The organism is Jiella pacifica (assembly GCF_010500815.1).
Lineage (GTDB): Bacteria > Pseudomonadota > Alphaproteobacteria > Rhizobiales > Rhizobiaceae > Jiella > Jiella pacifica.
This window is the reverse complement of sequence record NZ_JAAAMG010000037.1, coordinates 13,414-31,414: the sequence shown is the minus strand read 5'-3', so window position 1 is coordinate 31,414 and position 18,001 is coordinate 13,414. Positions and strand designations below refer to the sequence as shown.

The 18,001-nt window shown below is 66.4% G+C and carries 16 protein-coding genes; 3 read left to right on the top strand and 13 right to left on the bottom strand.

Annotated features, from left to right (window positions below; translation table 11 throughout):
• Positions 1-1,171: 1,171 nt before the first annotated feature.
• The 13 genes from GTK09_RS25385 to lgt all read right to left on the bottom strand — a co-directional run bounded on the left by GTK09_RS25385 (position 1,172) and on the right by lgt (position 15,895).
• The gene (locus GTK09_RS25385) at positions 1,172-1,459 is read right to left on the bottom strand and encodes a GIY-YIG nuclease family protein (RefSeq protein WP_163466208.1); all 288 of its coding nucleotides are present in this window, start codon (positions 1,457-1,459) and stop codon (positions 1,172-1,174) included.
• Between the two features lie 853 nt (positions 1,460-2,312).
• The gene (locus GTK09_RS25380) at positions 2,313-3,965 is read right to left on the bottom strand and encodes a peptide chain release factor 3 (RefSeq protein ID WP_163466207.1); all 1,653 of its coding nucleotides are present in this window, start codon (positions 3,963-3,965) and stop codon (positions 2,313-2,315) included.
• Positions 3,966-4,221: 256 nt separating this feature from the next.
• Positions 4,222-5,274, bottom strand: a complete 1,053-nt coding sequence (gene choV, locus GTK09_RS25375; protein WP_163466206.1) for a choline ABC transporter ATP-binding protein — start codon at positions 5,272-5,274, stop codon at positions 4,222-4,224.
• A complete protein-coding gene (choW, locus tag GTK09_RS25370; RefSeq protein WP_163466205.1) occupies positions 5,271-6,110 on the bottom strand; it encodes a choline ABC transporter permease subunit in 840 nt (279 codons plus the stop codon). Before choW ends, choV begins: the two co-directional genes overlap by 4 nt.
• A 115-nt stretch (positions 6,111-6,225) precedes the next feature.
• Positions 6,226-7,191 (bottom strand): choline ABC transporter substrate-binding protein, encoded by a 966-nt coding sequence (locus tag GTK09_RS25365; protein WP_163466204.1) that lies wholly within the window; start codon positions 7,189-7,191, stop codon positions 6,226-6,228.
• Between the two features lie 125 nt (positions 7,192-7,316).
• Complete coding sequence (locus tag GTK09_RS25360) at positions 7,317-7,865, bottom strand: hypothetical protein (protein ID WP_163466203.1); 549 nt, start codon at positions 7,863-7,865, stop codon at positions 7,317-7,319.
• A 101-nt stretch (positions 7,866-7,966) separates the two neighbouring features.
• The gene (locus GTK09_RS25355; protein WP_163466202.1) at positions 7,967-9,217 is read right to left on the bottom strand and encodes an autotransporter outer membrane beta-barrel domain-containing protein; all 1,251 of its coding nucleotides are present in this window, start codon (positions 9,215-9,217) and stop codon (positions 7,967-7,969) included.
• Between the two features lie 318 nt (positions 9,218-9,535).
• Positions 9,536-10,468, bottom strand: a complete 933-nt coding sequence (locus tag GTK09_RS25350) for a ribose-phosphate pyrophosphokinase (protein ID WP_163466201.1) — start codon at positions 10,466-10,468, stop codon at positions 9,536-9,538.
• Between the two features lie 396 nt (positions 10,469-10,864).
• Positions 10,865-11,782: a hypothetical protein gene (locus GTK09_RS25345; RefSeq protein ID WP_163466200.1), complete on the bottom strand. Its 918-nt coding sequence runs from the start codon at positions 11,780-11,782 to the stop codon at positions 10,865-10,867.
• Positions 11,783-11,909: 127 nt separating this feature from the next.
• Positions 11,910-13,061, bottom strand: a complete 1,152-nt coding sequence (locus GTK09_RS25340; protein WP_163466199.1) for a M24 family metallopeptidase — start codon at positions 13,059-13,061, stop codon at positions 11,910-11,912.
• 6 nt (positions 13,062-13,067) lie between these two features.
• On the bottom strand, positions 13,068-13,871 hold the full coding sequence (gene pgeF / locus GTK09_RS25335) for a peptidoglycan editing factor PgeF (protein ID WP_163466198.1): 804 nt from the start codon (positions 13,869-13,871) through the stop codon (positions 13,068-13,070).
• A 33-nt stretch (positions 13,872-13,904) separates the two neighbouring features.
• Entirely contained in the window at positions 13,905-15,008 is a 1,104-nt protein-coding gene (locus GTK09_RS25330) for a class I SAM-dependent methyltransferase (protein WP_163466197.1), read from the bottom strand.
• Positions 15,005-15,895 carry a prolipoprotein diacylglyceryl transferase gene (gene lgt, locus GTK09_RS25325; RefSeq protein ID WP_163466196.1) on the bottom strand — a complete coding sequence of 297 codons (891 nt, stop codon included), beginning with the start codon at positions 15,893-15,895 and terminating at the stop codon, positions 15,005-15,007. The genes GTK09_RS25330 and lgt overlap by 4 nt, the downstream gene beginning before the upstream one ends.
• A 218-nt stretch (positions 15,896-16,113) precedes the next feature.
• On the opposite strand from lgt, the gene GTK09_RS25320 reads away from it, so the two are divergent.
• From GTK09_RS25320 to proC, 3 genes are all read left to right on the top strand, one after another.
• Entirely contained in the window at positions 16,114-16,389 is a 276-nt protein-coding gene (locus GTK09_RS25320; RefSeq protein WP_163466195.1) for an accessory factor UbiK family protein, read from the top strand.
• Between the two features lie 283 nt (positions 16,390-16,672).
• Positions 16,673-17,173 (top strand): type III secretion system chaperone family protein, encoded by a 501-nt coding sequence (locus GTK09_RS25315; RefSeq protein ID WP_163466194.1) that lies wholly within the window; start codon positions 16,673-16,675, stop codon positions 17,171-17,173.
• 4 nt (positions 17,174-17,177) lie between these two features.
• Positions 17,178-17,996 carry a pyrroline-5-carboxylate reductase gene (gene proC / locus GTK09_RS25310; RefSeq protein ID WP_376768054.1) on the top strand — a complete coding sequence of 273 codons (819 nt, stop codon included), beginning with the start codon at positions 17,178-17,180 and terminating at the stop codon, positions 17,994-17,996.
• Positions 17,997-18,001 lie beyond the last annotated feature (5 nt).

Below are 18,001 nucleotides of genomic sequence, written 5' to 3'. Positions count from 1 at the left end.
CTCAGGCGATGATGCGCAACCTTGGTGGCCGCATCACGCGGCCCTGCGGACTTCCTTGATGGTGACGGTCCCATGGTTCGGTCCTCCTTCCCAAAAATAGCATGGAAAGAAGATTAAGAGGACAGATTAGGCAATTCCCGGTTGATGACTGAGAGGTCCGTATATAGAACATAAAGAGAACAAATGCAACCGAACGAATGGTCATTCGCACTCGTAGCATCCGCAGGTCCCCCCCCGGTCTGCGCGAGTCGGACGATCACGTTAGGATATCCAGTGGGTGTCAGCTTTCTGTAACCACCCAGGCTGCCGAACGGCCGAGATGGGCGCAAAGCGCCAGTTCGCTCAACTCGGCGCCCCACGGTACAGAACGAGACGCTGCTCCCTCCACTTCGTCATCCTCGGCCCGAAAGGGTCGGGGATCCATGCCTCGCCCGGGCAGGAGCAGTCCGGTACCGGAACGGCGCCTGCTCCCGCAAACGGAGCGGCAACGGAAGCGTTTGAGGCATGGATCCCCGTGCTGGCGCACGAGGATGACGAAGCGGGTAGGGCGGCGCACCAGCCGATTTCCCCGGCACTTCGCTAGTATTTTCCGTTTACCGCTCGCAGACGATACAGCATGAGCTCTCCCTCCTCCGCTTGGTCATTCTCGGCCCGCAGGGTCGGGGATCCCATGCCTCCGGGTCAGGAGCAGTCCGGACCCGGGGTGACGCTGGCTCCTGCAGGCGGAGTAGCACCGGAAGCGCTTGAGGCATGGATTGCCGTGTTGGCGCACGAGGATGATGAAGCGGGGAGGACGGCGTTCCGTCTGGTGAAGGCCGTTGTCGGGTCGGTGGAGCAGACGCACCACTCACCGGCTCATTCTCACGTCACCTCGCGAGCCTTCTCCCGTCACTGCGCCTTGACGGAACAAAGCGAGACGCTGATCCCTCCGCCTCGTCATCCTCGGCCCGCAGGGGCGGGGATCCATGCCTCGCCCGGTCAGGAGCAGTCCGGTAACGGAATGGCGCCTGCTCCCGCAAGCGGAGCGGCACCGGAAGCGCTGAAGGCATGGATCCCCGTGCTGCGCACGAGGATGACGAAGCGGGGAGGACCGCGCCCTCGCTTCACACGCCGGCGCGTGTGGTTCGATGCCGATCTACGAGCGCATTGCCGAAAACCAAAGACGCGGCCTTCACCACCCCAATCCCCGATAAAGCTCCTCCCACCCCGGGTTCATCGTTTCTATCAACGCCATCTTCCGCGCCCGCGACCACTTCTTGAGGGCCTTCTCTCGGGCAATGGCGTCGCGGAAGTCGAAATGCTCCTCGTACCAGACGAGGCGCTTGCAGCCATAGCGGCTGGTGAAGCCTTTGGTCGCTTCCGTTTTGTGCTCGTAGACACGGCGGGAGAGGTCGGACGTCACCCCGACGTATAGGGTCCCGTTCTTCTGGCTTGCCATGAGGTAGACATATCCGGTCATGCATCGAAAGTGCCGCCAAGGGTCTTCGCTGGCAATGCATGCGAGCGGAACGCTGCCAGCGTTCTCCCTCACTGGGCCCTGACGGCGCAGAATGGGGGCGCTCCCCCATCCGCTTCGTCATCCTCGGCCCGCAGGGTCGGGGATCCATGCCTCGCCGGGTCAGGAGCAGTCCGGCACCGGAAAACGCCGGCTCCCGGAGGCCGACCGGCAGGGGAGACGCAGAGGCATGGATCCCCGTGCTGCGCACGAGGATGACGAAGCGGGGAAAGCGGCGCTTCATTCTGCGGGGGCACGTATGACAAAACCGCTGAAAGAGCTGGCCATTCACCCCGCACCGTCAGGAAGGCCACCAAAAAGATATCCCCACCCCCGCAAACCTCGCCTACAATTCCCTCGCCGTCTTCCCGAGGGACACGAATGATCGCCGGGATCGTTCGGGAAGGCGGGTGGTGTCCGCGGTGCGAAATCCTTCCGGAGGATCGTCGCATCCCGGACGGGTTCGGGGCTCCGCCGACCCCTCGCGTAATACGGCGCGGGTGCGGATTGGTCCGCTTGAGGTCGCTCTGCTGAAAAGGCGGGGCGGGTGAAGCGTCGGCAGCCGGTGAGCGAACTCGAGGCGCGGCGCTCTGGCGAAAGCCCGGGCGCCGGGCGGAGCGAGCGAGCTGAACGGGCCTGAAAAGACACCGCGCGGAACGCCGGAGGCGAGCCGTCAGACTACCCATTCGGAGGGCTTGCCTCCGGCGTTCCGCTGTCCGCCCCTTGGGGCGAACGGCTAGGGGAAGGGCCCGGCTCCTTCGGGGGAGGGCAAAGCCGAGAACCGGGGCGCCGCGCGCCGCCGGCGGTTTTGGCGCGCCTATTTCGCCGCGACGCCCTGACCGACGATCTCGCGGGTCGCGTCGAAGGCGATGTCCTTGTGGCGGTTCATGATGTAGCGCAGGTCCCACTCGTCCTTGCACAGATAGACCGGCCAGCCGTCCCGGTCGCGCACGACGTTCATGGTGTTCTCGCGGATGAATTCCTTCAGCGCCTGTTCGCTGCCCGAGCGGATCCAGCGGGCGACGTTGTACTGCACCGGCTCGAAGGTGACGTCGGCCTTGTATTCGCCGGCGATGCGCGAGGCCAAAACGTCGAGCTGCAGCGGGCCGACGACGCCGACGATCCAGTCCGAGCCGATGGTCGGGCGGAACACCTGGACGAGGCCTTCCTGGGCAAGGTCCTCGAGACCCCGGCTCATCTGCTTCATCTTCATCGTGTCGATGAGCCGCACCCGGCGGAGCACCTCCGGCGCAAACGCCGGCAGGCCGGTGAAGCGGAACACCTCGCCCTCGGTCAGCGTGTCGCCGACCTGCAGCGTGCCGTGGTTGGGAATGCCGATGACGTCGCCGGCATAGGCTTCCTCGGTGAGGGACCGCTCCTGGGCGACGAAGTAGATCGGGTTGGAGACGGCCAGCGCCTTGCCGGAGCGCACGTGATCGAGCTTCATGCCGCGCTTGAAATGGCCCGAGCAGAAGCGGACGAAGGCGACGCGGTCGCGGTGCTTGGGGTCCATGTTGGCCTGGACCTTGAAGACGAAGCCCGAGACCTTGTCCTCGGACGGATCGACCGGCCCCCGGTCGGACGGCTGCGGCCGGGGCTCGGGCGCATGTTCGGCGATGAAATCCATCAGCCGGTCGACGGCGAAGTTCTGCAGCGCCGAGCCGAAGACGACGGGGGTGAGGTGGCCCTGTCGATAGGCGGCGGGGTCGAAATCGGCATAGCCCTCGGCGGCGAGTTCGGCCGTGTCGCGAAATGCGCCATAGGCGGTTTCGCCGAGCGCGGCCTGCAGCGCCGGGTCGTCGAGGCCGCCGTCGTAATGCACGGTCTTGTCGAGGCCGGCGAAGAGAAAGTCGTTCTTGACGAGGTCGTAGCAGCCCTTGAAGAGCCCGCCCTGGCCGACCGGCCAGACCATCGGCGCGACCGAGAGCGCCAGCTCCGCTTCGATCTCGTCGAGCAGTTCGAACGGATCGCGGCCCTCGCGGTCGACCTTGTTGACGAAGGTGATGATCGGGATGTCGCGCAGCCGGCAGATCTCGAAGAGCTTCTTGGTCTGCGCCTCGATGCCCTTGGCCGCGTCGATCACCATGATCGCCGAATCGACCGCCGTCAGCGTGCGATAGGTGTCCTCGGAAAAGTCACTGTGGCCGGGCGTGTCGAGAAGGTTGAAGTTGATGCCGTCCTTCTCGAAGGTCATCACCGACGAGGTGACCGAGATGCCGCGGTTCTTCTCGATGTCCATCCAGTCGGATTTCGCCCGCCGCCCGTTGCCCTTGGAGCGCACGGCGCCGGCCATCTCAATGGCGCCGCCCGAGAGCAGCAGCTTTTCGGTCAGCGTCGTCTTGCCGGCGTCGGGATGGGAGATGATCGCGAAGGTGCGGCGCGTCTCGTAGGCGCGCTGCGCGGCCTTGGTGGCGGGCGATGCTCCATTGGCCTGGCTGCGCGATCCGATTTCCTCGGCGAGACGATCCATGAGACGACTTTCCGGTGTTTCTCCCAACAAGTCGCCGACGGCGGCGAATGGCCTGCGGCGAAGGCGACGGTCGGGGATGGTTTTACCCGGCGTTTACAGCATCGGGCCGCAAATCGGAATCATTTTCGAGGGAGCGGCGGGCTTCCCGCCGTCTTGATCCAACATCCGAGGGATCGAACCGGATGTCGGACCTTTCAAGCCGTCCGGGCGTGGCGGGGCACCGGACACCGCCCGTTCGGCCCGATGGGATGACGTATCACCCCTCGCTCTGGTGCCTCTGCAGGGCGTCGACGATCTCCTGCGGCCCGATCTGGCCGAGGATCTTGCCCTTGTGGCTGACGACCACCGCGCCCTTCGATCCGCTCACCGAATCCATGATGCGCTTCAAGGGCGTCGTCGGCTCGGCCATGGCCGCGACATTCGACGGTGCGGTATCCTCCCGGTCGATCGGCTTCATCACGTCGCCGGCGGTAAGCACGTTGAGCGGGTTCATATGGGCGACGAAGTCGGCGACGTAGTCGTCGGCCGGCCGCAGCACGATGTCCTGCGCCGTGCCGATCTGGACGATCCGCCCGCCCTCCATGATGGCGATCCGGTTGCCGATCTTGAACGCCTCGTCGAGATCGTGGCTGACGAAGATGATGGTCTTCTTCAGCTTCTGCTGGAGGTCGATCAGCTCGTCCTGAAGCCGGGTGCGGATCAGAGGGTCGAGGGCAGAGAAGGGCTCGTCCATCAACAGGATCGGCGCGTCGGTGGCAAAGGCGCGGGCGAGCCCGACGCGCTGCTGCATGCCGCCGGACAGCTCCGAGACGCGTGAATGCGCCCAATCCGACAGGCCGACGAGTTCCAGCTGTTCGAGCGCCCGCTTGCGCCGGGCGGCTTTCGATTCGCCGGCAAATTCGAGGCCGAGCGCGACGTTGTCGACCACAGAGCGCCAGGGCAGCAGCGCGAACTGCTGGAAAACCATGGCCACCTCGTGGCGGCGAAGCTCGCGCAGGCGGGCGGCGCCGCAGTCTTTCGGATCGACCGGCTGGCGGCCCGTATCGATGACGACCCGGCCGCGGGCGACCGGGGCGAGCCCGTTGACGGCACGGATCAGCGTCGACTTGCCCGACCCGGACAACCCCATCAGGACGGCGATCTCGCCCTCCTTCACTTCGAGGGTCGCATTGCTGACGCCGAGCGTCGCGCCGGTCTCCTCGCGGATCTCGGCCCGGTTCTTGCCGGCGTCGGCAAGTTCCAGCGCCTTGTCCTTGCCGCGGCCGAAGATGATCGAGACGTTCTCGAACGAAACGACGGTCTTCGTCATCGACCCTTCTCCTCGATCCGGAAGAAGCGATCGAGGATGATCGCCAGAAGCACGATGGCAAGGCCGGATTCGAAGCCGTTGCCGACATTGATGGCGTTCAGCGCCCGAAGCACCGGCACGCCGAGGCCGGGCGCGCCGACGAGGGCGGCGATGACCACCATCGAGAGCGAGAGCATGATCGTCTGGGTGAGGCCGGCCATGATCTGCGGCAGGGCGTAGGGGATCTCGACCTTGAACAAGCGCTGCATCGGCGTCGCGCCGAAGGCGTCGCCGGCTTCCAGCAGCTGCGTCGGCGTCGAAGCGATGCCGAGCCGCGTCAGGCGGATCGAGGCGGGAAGCGAGAAGATCACCGTCGCGACGAGGCCGGGCACCATGCCGAGGCCGAAGAGGATCAGTGCGGGGATCAGATAGACGAAGGTCGGGATCGTCTGCATCAGGTCGAGGATCGGCCGAAGGATCACATAGACCCATTCCCGCCGCGCGGCGGCGATGCCGAGCGGCACGCCTACGACCATGCAGGTGACCGTCGCCGCGATGACGAGGGCGAGCGTCTGGGTGGTGGCCTGCCAGAAGCCGAGATTGATGATGAGCAGGAAGCCGAGCAGCGTGAAGATTACCGGGAAGATCGAGCGCCGGGCGAGCCAGGCGATCAGGCAGAAGGCGGCGACGACGACGAAGGGATGCGGCCAGGTCAGGACGAACAGGATGGCATCGATAACCGCCTGCAGAAACGCGGTCAGCCCGTCGAATACGGGGGTGAAGTTCGCCGTCAACCAGTCGACGAAATCCTCGGCGACATCGCCAATCGGCAAAGGGTGGGCTTCAAGCCATTCCACGGGCTACGACTTCCTCTCGGAATTTTGGGGGAGAATGGGGGCTGACACCGGGCGCTGCGGTGTGGGCGGGACCGGCCGCTGGCCGGTCCTCTTGCTTGGTCACGGCCGCTTGGTCTCAGGAGGAGATGCCGAGCGATTCCTTCACGGCCGGTTCGGCCGGCTTGCCGTCCATCGTCTCGACGCCGTCGAGCCATTTCGTCAGCCGGTCCGGATTGGCCTTCAGCCATTCGGTTGCGGCCTCTTCGGGCTCCTTACCGTCGTCGAGGATCTTGCCCATGATCTGGTTTTCGAGCTCGAGATCGAAAGTCAGATTCTGCAGAAGCTTTCCGATGTTCGGGCACTCTTCCGAATAACCCTTGCGGGTGACGGTGTAGACGGTGGCGCCGCCGTAGTTCGGGCCAAAGGTGTCGTCGCCGCCGGTCAGATACTCGATGTCGTAATTGCTGTTCATCGGATGGGGCGCCCAGCCGAGAAAGACGATCGGCTTCTCCGAGCGCGTGGCGCGCGACACCTGCGAAAGCATGCCCTGTTCGGAGGACGCGACGAGATCGAAGCCCTTGAGGTTGAACTCGTTCTTCTCGATCATGCCGAGGACGAGGCTGTTGCCGTCGTTGCCCGGCTCGATGCCGTAGATCTTGTTGCCCAGCTGGTCGGCGAACTTGTGGATGTCGCCGAAGTCTTTCAGCCCCTGGTCATAGAGGTATTTCGGCACGGCGAGGGTGTATTTGGCGCCTTCCAGGTTGGTCTGGACCCGCTCGATCGTGCCGGCGTCGATGTACTGCTTGATCGGCTCGCCCTGGGCCGGCATCCAGTTGCCGAGGAAGACGTCGAGATTGTCGTCGGCCAGCGAGGCGAAGGTGACCGGCACCGAGAGAATCTTGACGTTCGGATCGTAGCCCATTCCGTCGAGCAGCTTGGTCATGACCGCGGTCGTCGAGGTGATGTCGGTCCAGCCGACGTCGGAGAGGCGAACGGCCTTGCAGCTTTCGGGGTCGGCTGCCGCGGCGTTCGAGACAAAGGCAGGCAGCATCGTGAAGGTAGCTCCGACGATGAGGCCGAGAGCCTTCAGATTCCGTGTCATACGGGTCTCCTGGGTTGCTTGAAAAGAAACGCACGCGCCGGCGAACGGCGCGGCAAAGACTGAGGGAATATCACTCCGCAAGCGGTCCGCGCGCAACAGCGGAAGCTGCATTCGTCGCAAATAATTCATCCGGGGTGATCTAACCCTCGGTCCGATGCGGGGGCCGTCCAACCGTTGGGGAGGTTCGGATTGCGCCGGTAGCCCGGTCCGATGGTGAGCGGTTGCGGCGGGACGATGCGATCGGAGATCTGCGAGGTCACGGTGAATTCGTCTTCGAACAGGATGGCGCCGTCGCCGTTCTGAATGAGCCGCACCGAGACGTGGTAGGGGCGCTCGGCCTCGATGCCGCGAAGCGGCGGCGACCGCAGACCGTAGCGGCTCGCTCGCGGAGTGAGCTTCTGGGTGACGCGATGCGGCGGGCCGCCGGCGGGGTCCTCGAAGCGGGCCTCGATCATCGAATAGGTCTTCACCGGCTTCTGAACGAGCGCCGTGAAGCCGTAATAGGCGTCGGCAACGCGGTAGTTGAAGATGAAGCCTGCCCCCGCGATTCTCAGATAAGGCTTCTCCGCGACGTCCTTGCGGGTGATCAGGCCGATCGCTAAAAGTGCCCCTGCCAGCGAGACGAGCCCGACGACCACATGCTTGAAGCTGACATCCCGCAGTCGAAAAACCATGGCCGCCACAGGCAGTGAAGTTGCCTGAAGATTGCACAGAGCCGGTCAGAGCGCAATCGGTAGCCAGCGACGGAGCAGAGCGGGCCTGGACGCGGCTTCCGTCAGAAGTTCCAGCTGGAGGACAGGCGCAGGGTCTTCGGTCGGCCTTCTGCGATCGGCTGCGATTCAACGTCGAGATCGAGCGACCATTCGTCGAACAGCTTGACGTTGGTGCCGACGTCGAAGCGCAGCGTTCGGCCCATCGACATTGACCCTGCCACCGCTTCGGCCGAGCCGCCGCTGGAGGGGGCGAGCGACGCCGCCGTGCGGTGATCGAACGAGTAGCCGACCTCGACGCCGGCCTTGGGTTCGACCGCGATCCAGTCCGGAAGCCGGCGCAGCGGCATGGAGGCGTCGACGCCGACGGTGCCGTTGAGGCGCGTCGCGTATCGGGCAGCGATCCGGTAGTCGGCGACCCCGATCCGTTGCCGGGTTTCGGAGAAACGGACGACCTGGCCGGATGCCTTGAGATAGGGCGAGACCTTGAGGTTCCCGATCTCTTCCAGGCGGCCGACGGAGACGGTCGCGAAGCCGCCGAGGCCGGCATCTCCGGCTTCACCGGACAGGCCTCCGGATGCGCCGACGACCCGATCGGTGACTTTCAGCCGACCCGCTCCGATCGCTGCCTCCGCGAAGGAGGATCGGCTCGGATGGTAGGAGGCGTAGGCGGAGATGGAGCCCAGCGCCGCGCGGCCGCGTGTCCGTCCTTCGGATTCGATCGTGTCGCCGTTGGAGCCGCCGACAGCGACACCCAGCGCCAGATCGGCTGCGATGCGGGCATCGAGGCCGGCGGACAGATTGGTCTCGACCCGCTCGAAGTCGCGCCCCGAGGCATCCGGGGCATCGGTTGCCAGGGTCAACGCGCCGCCCGTCCAGGCACGGCCGGCATTGGCGCAGCGCTCGGTCTTCGACGCCGTCTGCAACGTCTTCGAGCGGGCGGGGTTGTCCTCGGCCGCAATCAGGCTCTGCCATGCCTCCGTCGCATCGGTCTGTCCGAGCGAAAGGCGAACCGCCACCGGCCCGCAGGCATCACCCCGCAAGCCTTCCAGATGGGTCTTCAGATTGTCGGTCTGGCCGCCGGTCAGGCGAAGGGCGAGATCGTTCTGCCGGGCGAGGGAGGACCCGGCGAAAGACTTGACGTCATCGGCCAGACCGTCGGCGTCGGCCCGGTGGACGCCGAAGAGTGCGAGGGCAAGAAGGGCGGCTCCTGCCGCCGGGCGGAGCGTCGGCAGGCGAAGGCTTCTGGCGCGAGACAGGCCGCGCCTGCCGAGAGTTTCGGTCGCGCGTTTCTGCAGAATGGGATCAGGCTGCATTGTCCGCTCGTCTTCGCAGTTGCGATAATAATCGCTCCGAAGGATACCCGGCAGGGTAAACGAGAGGTTAATTTCGGCGCCGCTCACGCAGACGTGCCATTGTCTTGCAACGGCTTTTGGAGGCAGCGCAGGCTGCAGTGGCCCCCGCGCGCCCTTGCTACCGGGGGATTTGCGCGCTTTGCCGCGAACGCGACGCCGACGCTCCCCGCCGCCGAGGCTCCCGCCCTTTCGCTGCTGCGGTGCATCAATGTCACGCCCGTCCCGGGCATTCCACCTTCCCGTGGCGGGAAAGTTTGCCGCGAGCGGGGGGCGGCCGCCTCAGTCGAACAGGCTCGAAACCGACTCTTCCGACGCCGTGCGGGCGATCGCTTCGCCGAGCAGGTTGGCCGTCGTCACGACGCGGATGTTCTCGGCCTCTTCGATCGCCTTGGTCGGCTGGATGGAATCGGTGATCACCAGCTCTTTCAGACTGGAGGCGGCAATGCGCCTCACCGCGCCACCCGAGAGGACGCCATGGGTGATGTAGGCCGAAGCGCTGTTGGCGCCCGCCTTCATCAGTGCATCGGCCGCATTGCAGAGCGTACCGCCGGAATCGATGATGTCGTCGATGAGGATGCAGTTACGGCCGGTGACGTCACCGATGATGTTCATCACCTCCGACTCGCCCGGCCGGTCGCGGCGCTTGTCGACGATGGCGAGCGGCGCGTCGAGCCGCTTGGCGAGGGCCCGGGCGCGAACCACGCCGCCGACGTCCGGCGAGACGACCATCAGGTTTTCGAGATCCTGATGCTCCTTGATGTCACGGGCGAGCAGCGGCACGGCGAAGAGGTTGTCGGTCGGGATGTCGAAGAAACCCTGGATCTGGCCGGCATGGAGGTCGAGGGTCATCACCCGGTCGGCGCCGGCCTCGGTGATCAGGTTGGAAACGAGCTTGGCGGAGATCGGGGTGCGGCCGCCGGCCTTCCGATCCTGCCGGGCATAGCCGAAATAGGGGAGCACCGCGGTGATGCGCCTCGCCGAAGCTCTGCGCATCGCGTCGATGATGATCAGGAGTTCCATCAGGTGGTCGTTGGCGGGAAAGGACGTCGACTGGATGACGAAGACGTCCTCGCCGCGAACGTTCTCCTGGATCTCGACGAAGATCTCCTGGTCGGCGAAGCGGCGGACCATGGCCTGGCCGAGTGGCAGTTCCAGATAGTCGCCGATCGATTCCGCCAGGGATCGATTGGAATTGCCGCTGAAGAGCTTCATCGCCCTCTTTCCGTTCGATCGCGAGGCGGAGAAATCTTTTTTGCGCAAGCTGCCATTCCTTCCGGGCCAGATCGCAGGCAGGCTGGTCGCGAACGCTTCGAGCGCCGCTCCCGCCTGCGGTCACGGACGCCGCGAACACGAATTTCGCCCCGCGCCGACTTCGGCGAGGCGCGAACCTCAGGTCGGAATGGCAGGGCCGTCGCCGGCTCCATCATCGCCCGATCTGCGGAAGGACGCTCTAGCACCCTTCGCCAAAACTTCAACCCGACTCGTGTGCGCTGCCGCATGATGGTGAACAAAGCGCGAGGCTTGGTTTGGTTTCCGACGGGCGCGGTCCGGGCCGGCGACCGATGGCAAGCCCGAGGCGGTTCTGCGAGGCGCATCATGGGGTTCCGGTCAGCCGACGTCGGCGTCCAGGCCGGCGGCTTGCCGGAACGTCTCCCGGGCGACCTTGCGGAGCGTTTCGAGATCGACCTGCGACCAGGGATCGGAATTCGTGCCCGCCACGCGCTCCTGGCCCTGGATGCGGCGGATGCGCTGGTCGCTCTCGTCCAGCACGTCCCAGACGTAGACGAGCACGGTGTCGTCGCCATTGGTGAAGGCGGAGAAATAGCCCTTGAGGCGAAGCGGTGCCACCGGTCCGCTGGCTGGGCGAATCTTGACGCCGGCTTGTCGCGACTCCTCGGACAGGGCCCGGGCGAGCAACTCGGCCTCCCGCTGCGGCGCGCCGACGACGGGGAGAAACTGGACCTCGGTGCGGTTCGAAACCGCCGAGGGCTCGCGGGGGGTGCTCAGTGAGGCCTGCTGCTGCGGCGCCTGGACGGCTTCCGGGGAAAGCGAGATCTCTTCCGAAGCCGGAGTTGCCGGCCCGTCGTCCATGGGCTCCGGTAGTGCCGCGAGCTGTGGCTGCGCGGGCTGGGGCGGCGATTCCTGGGGAGAGGTTTGCGCGGGGTAACCGACCGGCTGCGGTCCGGTGTTCCAGCGCAGATTGGATGAAGACCCGGCACTCGCCACCTGCTGGGATGGGGGCGCCAGCAGACTTCCTTGCACCGGCGAAGCGGGCGGCAGCGGCGCGGCGGCGATGCTTCCCGACGGGGCCGCGGCCAGGGGCGCCGCTTCGGCCAATGCCGAGGCGGAGACGGGCGGCGCTCCGAGGGTCGAGCTGGAGCCGACATCTGCGGGGGGGATCGGACCGTTCGGGCCCATGGCGATCGACAGGTCAGTGCCGGTGCAGCCTGACAATGCGATTCCCATGCCGGCGGTCAGCAGCGTGCCGCAGTGCAGGATTCTTTCCGTCACCGGTTTCGTTGCCACGGGCGATCTCCTTCCGGCCGTGTTTCGGCATCGAAGCAGATTCGACAATGCCGCCCGGGTCGGAAGAAAACGTTAAAATTCTCGCGTTTCGCCGCCCGCAGTCACGGCGCCGGTGCCGGCAGCCATCTCAAGCCACCACCGGCAGGTCGAGGGAAAGGCGCGACAGCGGTTCCGGCGCCGTCTCGGTGGTGACATAGGTGCGGCCGAGGGTCATCGCCGTGCCGGTGTCGGAATCCATGATGATCATGTGGGCGAACAGCGTCATGTTCGGCTGGATCACCGCGGGATTGCCGACATGGAACATCGGCGGGTCCATCCAGGAGGGGGCGTAGCGGGCGCCGAGCGAGTAGCCGCAGGCCGAAAGCCGGTGGCGGGTCAGCTCGTGCGCTTCCATCACCGCGGCATGGGCGTCGAAGACGTCGCCGAAGGTGTGGTCCGGCCGCATCACTTCCTCGACGGCGGCGAGCGCCTCCCGGGCGGCGGCATGGAGTTCGACGTGGCGCTGGCTCGGCTCGCCAATGACGACCGTGCGCATCAGCGCCGCATGGTACTGCGCCTTCACGCCCGCCCATTCCAGGGTGAGCTGGTCGCTCGAATCGAGCTTGCGGCGACCGGACTTGTAGCGGCACAGAAGCGCGTCGCGTCCCGAGCCGACGATGAAGGGATTGGCCGGATAGTCGCCGCCCCGCTTCAGGACGTGCCCCTGCATCGCCGCCAGGATCTCCGCCTCGTCGGCGCCCGGCACGATCAGCGGCAGCGCCTCCTCGAAGGCCTCGTCGGCGAGCAGCGCCGCCTCGCGCACATAGGCGATCTCGGCTTCGCTCTTGACCGCCCGCAGCATCGGCACGAGGTCGGAGGCATCTTTCAGGGAGGCGAAGGAGCCGAGCCGCTCGTTGACGCCGATCCCCGCCGTGCCGGTCAGGCCGTGGGTGAGCCATTCGACGCCGACGCGCATGCCGAGGAGGCCCATGTCGTCGAGCATGTTGCGCAGTTCGATGACCGGATCGGCATTGCCGCGGTCGCGCCAGATGACGATCGCCTCGAGGATCGAGGTATGCCGGGCCTGCCTGAGATCGGCCGACCGGGTGAGCAGCTGCATCTGGCCGTCGGCCTTCACGACCAGGCATTGGAAGAAGCAGAAACCGAAGGAATCGTAGCCGGTCAGCCAGTACATCGACTCCTGTGAGAACAGGAGCATGGCATCGAGCTTGCGGTTCGCCATTTCCGCGAGCATGCGCTCGCGGCGCGTGTCGAATTCGGCGCGTTCGAAGTGAAGCATCTGGGTTCAGTCCCGCAATGCGATCGCCGCGAGCTGCCGGCCGTAATCGGGCTCGCCGCGATGGGTGGTGCGGCGGAAGGAATAGAACGTGTCCGGCTCGCCATAGGTGCAGCGACCGACGAAGCCGGCCTTCACACCCGATGTCTCGAGACGCTGGACGATGAAGCCGGGAAGGTCGAACTGCCGCTTGTCCGGAGCCTTTCCCGGCTGGAAGAAGCGCTCGCGCTCCGGGTCGCCTTCGACGAAGGCGGCCATCATCTCCAGGCCGACCTCGTAGTTCGGCTGGGTGATGGCCGGGCCGAGGACCGCGGTGATCGAGTCGCGTTTTGCGCCCACCTTTTCCATTGCCGCGATCGTGGCCTCCAGGACGCCACTGAGCGCCCCGCGCCAGCCTGCATGGGCCGCCGCGACGACGCCGTTGTCGTGATCGGCGAAGAGCACCGGTCCACAATCGGCCGTGACCACGCCGATGCAGAGGCCGGGGGTGGCGGTGACGATGCCGTCGACCCGCGGCCGCTCGCCGGAGAAGGGCGCTTCGACGATCACCGCTTCGGCGGAATGCACCTGCCAGGGCGTTGCCAGCCGGTCGGGCGCAAGGCCAAGGGTCGCCGCCGCCCGGGCCCGGTTCTCGGCGACGTGAGCGGGGTCGTCCTTCGATCCGGCGCCGGCGTTGAGCCCCTCGTAGAGGCCGGTCGAGACGCCGCCATGGCGTGTGAAGAAGCCATGCGCGACCCTCTCGCCCGAAAGTTGGGGCGCGCGGATCACCTCGTCGTCCTGCAGCGCCCGGGCGCTTGTGATGCTATCGGCCATGGGCGCGGATGGTGGTGGAGCTTCGGGGGGAAGTCAATCTGACGCTGCGGCAGCGAAGGGAGGGAGCGGCATGGGCACAGCTGCAACGGCAAGGACTTTGAACAGAGCGCCCATTTCTCCCGCCCCGCGCCCCGCCAGCCGGGCGACGGCCCGTTCGATGTCGGCCCGTCCCTCGGCGTCGAGCGGCGCGCCGAGACCGCCGGCCCGTTCCAGGAGGCCGAGGGCGAGGAGGAAGTCGCCCTGCTCGACGATCGGCGATACGGCGAGCCCGCGCCTGGAAAAGATCTCCGACAGGCCGGCGAAATCCACGTGGCTGGTCAGATCGGCCTCGCCCGGGCGGTCGAGCGGGTCGGCATAGGCATGGGCGCGCACCGCCTGCAGCGTATCGCCGAAGGCGCTCGTCGCATGGCCGTAGTCGATGAAGAGGCCGGCCCCGCTTTCCGTGGCGAGGCGGTCGGCAAGGCTGGTGGCAAGCGCAGCCCGCTCCGGCGAGGTTTCGAACACGGCGCCTGCGGCCGGCGGATGGGGCAGGGCCCCGGCCGGCAGCGGCGGGTGCGGGCGTCCGCAGAGCACGAATTCCAGCCTGCCAGCCTCCGACAGGCCGACGCAGCGCTCGCGAAACGCCTCGCCGTCGAAGACGAACTGGCGGATGGCGAGGGCGTCGAAGAGTTCGTTGGCGACGATCACGGCCGGGCCGGGGGACAATTCGGCGATGCGGCGATGGCGGCGAACCGGCAGGTCGAAGCGCGAGAGCGTTTCCGCCTGGATCGCCGCCAGCGTCTCACTGGTCTCGACGAGGTGAATGCTCGCGCTGGCGAGGCAGGCGGGCGCCGCGCGCCGCAGGGTGCGCAGCATGTCGGCCATCAGCGTGCCGCGACCGGGGCCGATCTCGACGAGCCGGAACGGCCGCGGCTGGCCGAGCGATCCCCAGGCGCTGGCGACCCAGGCGCCGATCAGTTCGCCGAACATCTGGCTGATCTCCGGCGCGGTGACGAAGTCGCCGGCCCGGCCGAGCGGGTTCCTGGTGGCGTAATATCCGGCGGAGCGGTCGAACAGCGCGAGGTTCCAGAACCGATCGATGCCGATCGGCCCGTCGCGGCGAATGATATCGGCGATCCGGTGGGCGAGCTCGTTCAAGGGCGGGCGGTGTCCTCTGCTCTGGTGCCCGCATCCTCGGCAGGCTTCGGCGCGTAGGCGACCGGCTTCGCCGTGGCGATCGCCCAGAGGCCGACGAGGATCATCGGCAGGGACAACAGCATCCCCATGGTCAACCAGCCGCCATAGAGATAGCCGAGCTGCTCGTCAGGGATCCGCCAGAACGCTTCGACGATGCTGCGGAAGATGCCGTAGCACAGAATGAAGATGCCGGCGGTCAGCCGCGGCCGGCCCAGCGTCTTGAAGGCATGGGTGGCGACGAGGAGGATGAGGAAGAGGACGACGCCTTCCAGAGCGGCTTCGTAGAGCTGGCTCGGATGGCGCGGCTCGGGGCCGCCAGTCGGAAACACCATCGCCCAGGGGACGTTCGACGGCGAGCCCCAGAGCTCGCTGTTGATGAAGTTGGCAAGGCGACCGAAGAACAGGCCGAATGGCACCGAGGCGGCGACGACGTCGATCAGGCTGTAGAACGGCACTTTGTATTGGCGGCAGAACAGGACGAGGGCCAGGGTCACGCCGACAAGCCCGCCGTGAAACGCCATGCCGCCGTCCCAGACGGAAAAGACGGTGAGCGGATCGGCGAGATATTGCAGCGGGTTGTAGAACAGGACGTAGCCGAGCCGGCCGCCGAGGACGATGCCGAGGACGAGATAGAGGATCATGTCGTCGATCTGCAGCTTGGTGATCGGCGAGACGCCGTTCGGCCAGAGCCGAGTGTTTGCGACCAGATAGCGCCCGTAGAGCCAGCCGCAGAGAATGCCGGCGACATAGGCGAGGCCGTACCAGTGGAGCGCGATCGGTCCGATCTGCAGGAACACCGGATCGATGTTCGGATAGGCCAGCACGCCGAAGGTCTGAAGAGAGAGCATGGTCGAAGCGGGCCTCGTCGCGGGTGGTCTAGGACGTGCGGCCGCCGGGGCGGCCGCGTTGCAGCCCTCATAAGGCCAAGCGGCGACGCTTTGAAGACCGGCCGGCCTTGGGCCGGGCGATCGGTCGGCTTTTGGTTCATCGGCGCGGGGCGCCGCTATTGTCTAAGCCCTTCGGCGCCTCTACCTGCGAAGGACCCTTTCGAACCCCGGAGACTGCCATGCCGACGAACCGAGCCCCGAACCGCCTCCTCGACGAATTCGCCCGCGTGATGACCGATGCGGCCGGCACGGCCCAGGGCATGCGCCGCGAGGTGGAAACGCTTTTCCGCACCCAGGGCGAGCGGCTGCTCAATCAGATGGACCTCGTCCAGCGCGAGGAGTTCGAGGCCGTCCGCGAGATGGCGATGAAGGCGCGCATGGAGAACGAGGCGCTGAAAAAGCGGCTCGCAGACCTCGAAGCGAAGATGGGCGGCGGCAGCGGCGCGGGCGTCTGAGCCGCTTTTCCACAGGGTTTCGACAGCTTCGCCGGGATTCCCGGCGAGGTCCGTGAGTTGGAAACGCCTGATCGCAGAGTCGCTTAACGATCGGGCGATCGACGATTCGCTGCGCGGCAACGCCCATCACCATGAAAATACGGTTAACGCCCTTAGCGTGAAGACTCCCCGACTGTATGCTGATTCTCAAGGGTGATTCGTCGGCGGCGGCGAACGCATCACCCCTGCGGGCGGCTGCCGCGGCGGGCGGCTGCCCGCCCATCTTTCATACGGGGAATCCATCATGCAATTCGATGAAATGACGATCTTGCGACAGTCGAACCCGGTCGATGTGATCGAGTGGGTGGCGACGTCGCGCGAATGGGCGTTCGAGCGCTCCTGCGACGACGAACTCGCCGTCGCGGTCACCGGTGTGTGGACCGACTATTCGGTTTCCTTCTCCTGGCTCGACGACATGGAGGCGCTGCACATCGCCTGCGCCTTCGATCTCAAGGTCCCGCCGCACCGGCAGGCGGAGATCCAGGTCCTGCTCGCGCGCATCAACGAGAAACTGGTGGTCGGCCACTTCGACCTCTGGCGCAAGGAAGGCGCGGTGATGTTCCGTCATTCCCTGCTCTTGTCCGGGGGGCTCGATGCCACCACGGGCCAGGCCGAGCGCATGCTTGCCATGGCGCTCGAAAGCTGCGAGCGGTTCTATCAGGCGTTCCAGTTCGTCATCTGGGCCGACAAGTCGGCCGAGGCGGCGCTGGAAGCGACGATGTTCGAAACGGTCGGAGAAGCTTGACACGATGCCCGACACGATGATTTCGGCGCGCATTCTTCTTCTCGGCGGCGGCAACATGGGCTCGGCGCTTCTGGGCGGCTGGCTGGAAAAGGGGCTCGACCCCTCGAAGGTCACGGTGGTCGATCCGGCCGTCGGCCCGGCGCTGCAGCCGCTGATCGAGAAGGGCGTCGTCCACCGCACCACCGTGCCGGAAGGGGCGTTCGACATCGTCGTGCTGGCGGTCAAGCCGCAGATGATGACGGCGGCGGTGCCGCCGCTGAAGGCGGCGATGCGGCCGCAGACGCTGGTCGTCTCGATCGCTGCCGGGACGACGGTCGCGGCGATCGAGGATCTGCTCGGGCCCCATCCGGTGGTGCGGGCGATGCCCAATACCCCGGCGCTGATCGGCCGCGGCATCACCGGCGCCTATGGCAACGAGCGCACCGGCGAGGGCGACCGCGCCAACGCGACCAGGCTCCTGGAAGCCTCGGGGCCGGTTGAATGGGTCGAGGCGGAGGCGCTGATCGACGCGATCACCGCCGTTTCCGGCAGTGGTCCGGCCTATGTCTTTCACCTCGCCGAATGCATGGCCAAGGCTGGCGCGACGCTCGGCCTTCCGGCCGATCTGGCGATGCGCCTGGCGCGCCATACGGTGGCGGGAGCGGGGGAGTTGATGATCCGCTCGGAGAGCGAGCCGGCGCAGCTTCGCAAGAACGTCACGTCGCCAAACGGCACCACGCAGGCAGCGCTCGACGTCCTGATGGGCGAGGAACGGCTGGCAAAGCTGATGGAAGAGGCGATGCGGGCCGCGCGGGACCGGGCGGAAGCGCTGGCCAAGGGATGACTTTG

Excerpts from the sequence above, each read along its gene's own strand:
- GTK09_RS25355 (WP_163466202.1), bottom strand. The coding sequence starts at position 9,217 with ATGCAGCCTGATCCCATTCTGCAGAAACGCGCGACCGAAACTCTCGGC.
- GTK09_RS25315 (WP_163466194.1), top strand. The coding sequence starts at position 16,673 with ATGCAATTCGATGAAATGACGATCTTGCGACAGTCGAACCCGGTCGAT.
- GTK09_RS25365 (WP_163466204.1), bottom strand. The coding sequence starts at position 7,191 with ATGACACGGAATCTGAAGGCTCTCGGCCTCATCGTCGGAGCTACCTTC.
- GTK09_RS25320 (WP_163466195.1), top strand. The coding sequence starts at position 16,114 with ATGCCGACGAACCGAGCCCCGAACCGCCTCCTCGACGAATTCGCCCGC.
- GTK09_RS25385 (WP_163466208.1), bottom strand. The coding sequence starts at position 1,459 with ATGACCGGATATGTCTACCTCATGGCAAGCCAGAAGAACGGGACCCTA.
- GTK09_RS25350 (WP_163466201.1), bottom strand. The coding sequence starts at position 10,468 with ATGAAGCTCTTCAGCGGCAATTCCAATCGATCCCTGGCGGAATCGATC.
- choV (WP_163466206.1), bottom strand. The coding sequence starts at position 5,274 with ATGACGAAGACCGTCGTTTCGTTCGAGAACGTCTCGATCATCTTCGGC.
- GTK09_RS25380 (WP_163466207.1), bottom strand. The coding sequence starts at position 3,965 with ATGGATCGTCTCGCCGAGGAAATCGGATCGCGCAGCCAGGCCAATGGA.
- proC (WP_376768054.1), top strand. The coding sequence starts at position 17,178 with ATGCCCGACACGATGATTTCGGCGCGCATTCTTCTTCTCGGCGGCGGC.
- GTK09_RS25360 (WP_163466203.1), bottom strand. The coding sequence starts at position 7,865 with ATGGTTTTTCGACTGCGGGATGTCAGCTTCAAGCATGTGGTCGTCGGG.
- GTK09_RS25340 (WP_163466199.1), bottom strand. The coding sequence starts at position 13,061 with ATGCTTCACTTCGAACGCGCCGAATTCGACACGCGCCGCGAGCGCATG.
- pgeF (WP_163466198.1), bottom strand. The coding sequence starts at position 13,871 with ATGGCCGATAGCATCACAAGCGCCCGGGCGCTGCAGGACGACGAGGTG.
- lgt (WP_163466196.1), bottom strand. The coding sequence starts at position 15,895 with ATGCTCTCTCTTCAGACCTTCGGCGTGCTGGCCTATCCGAACATCGAT.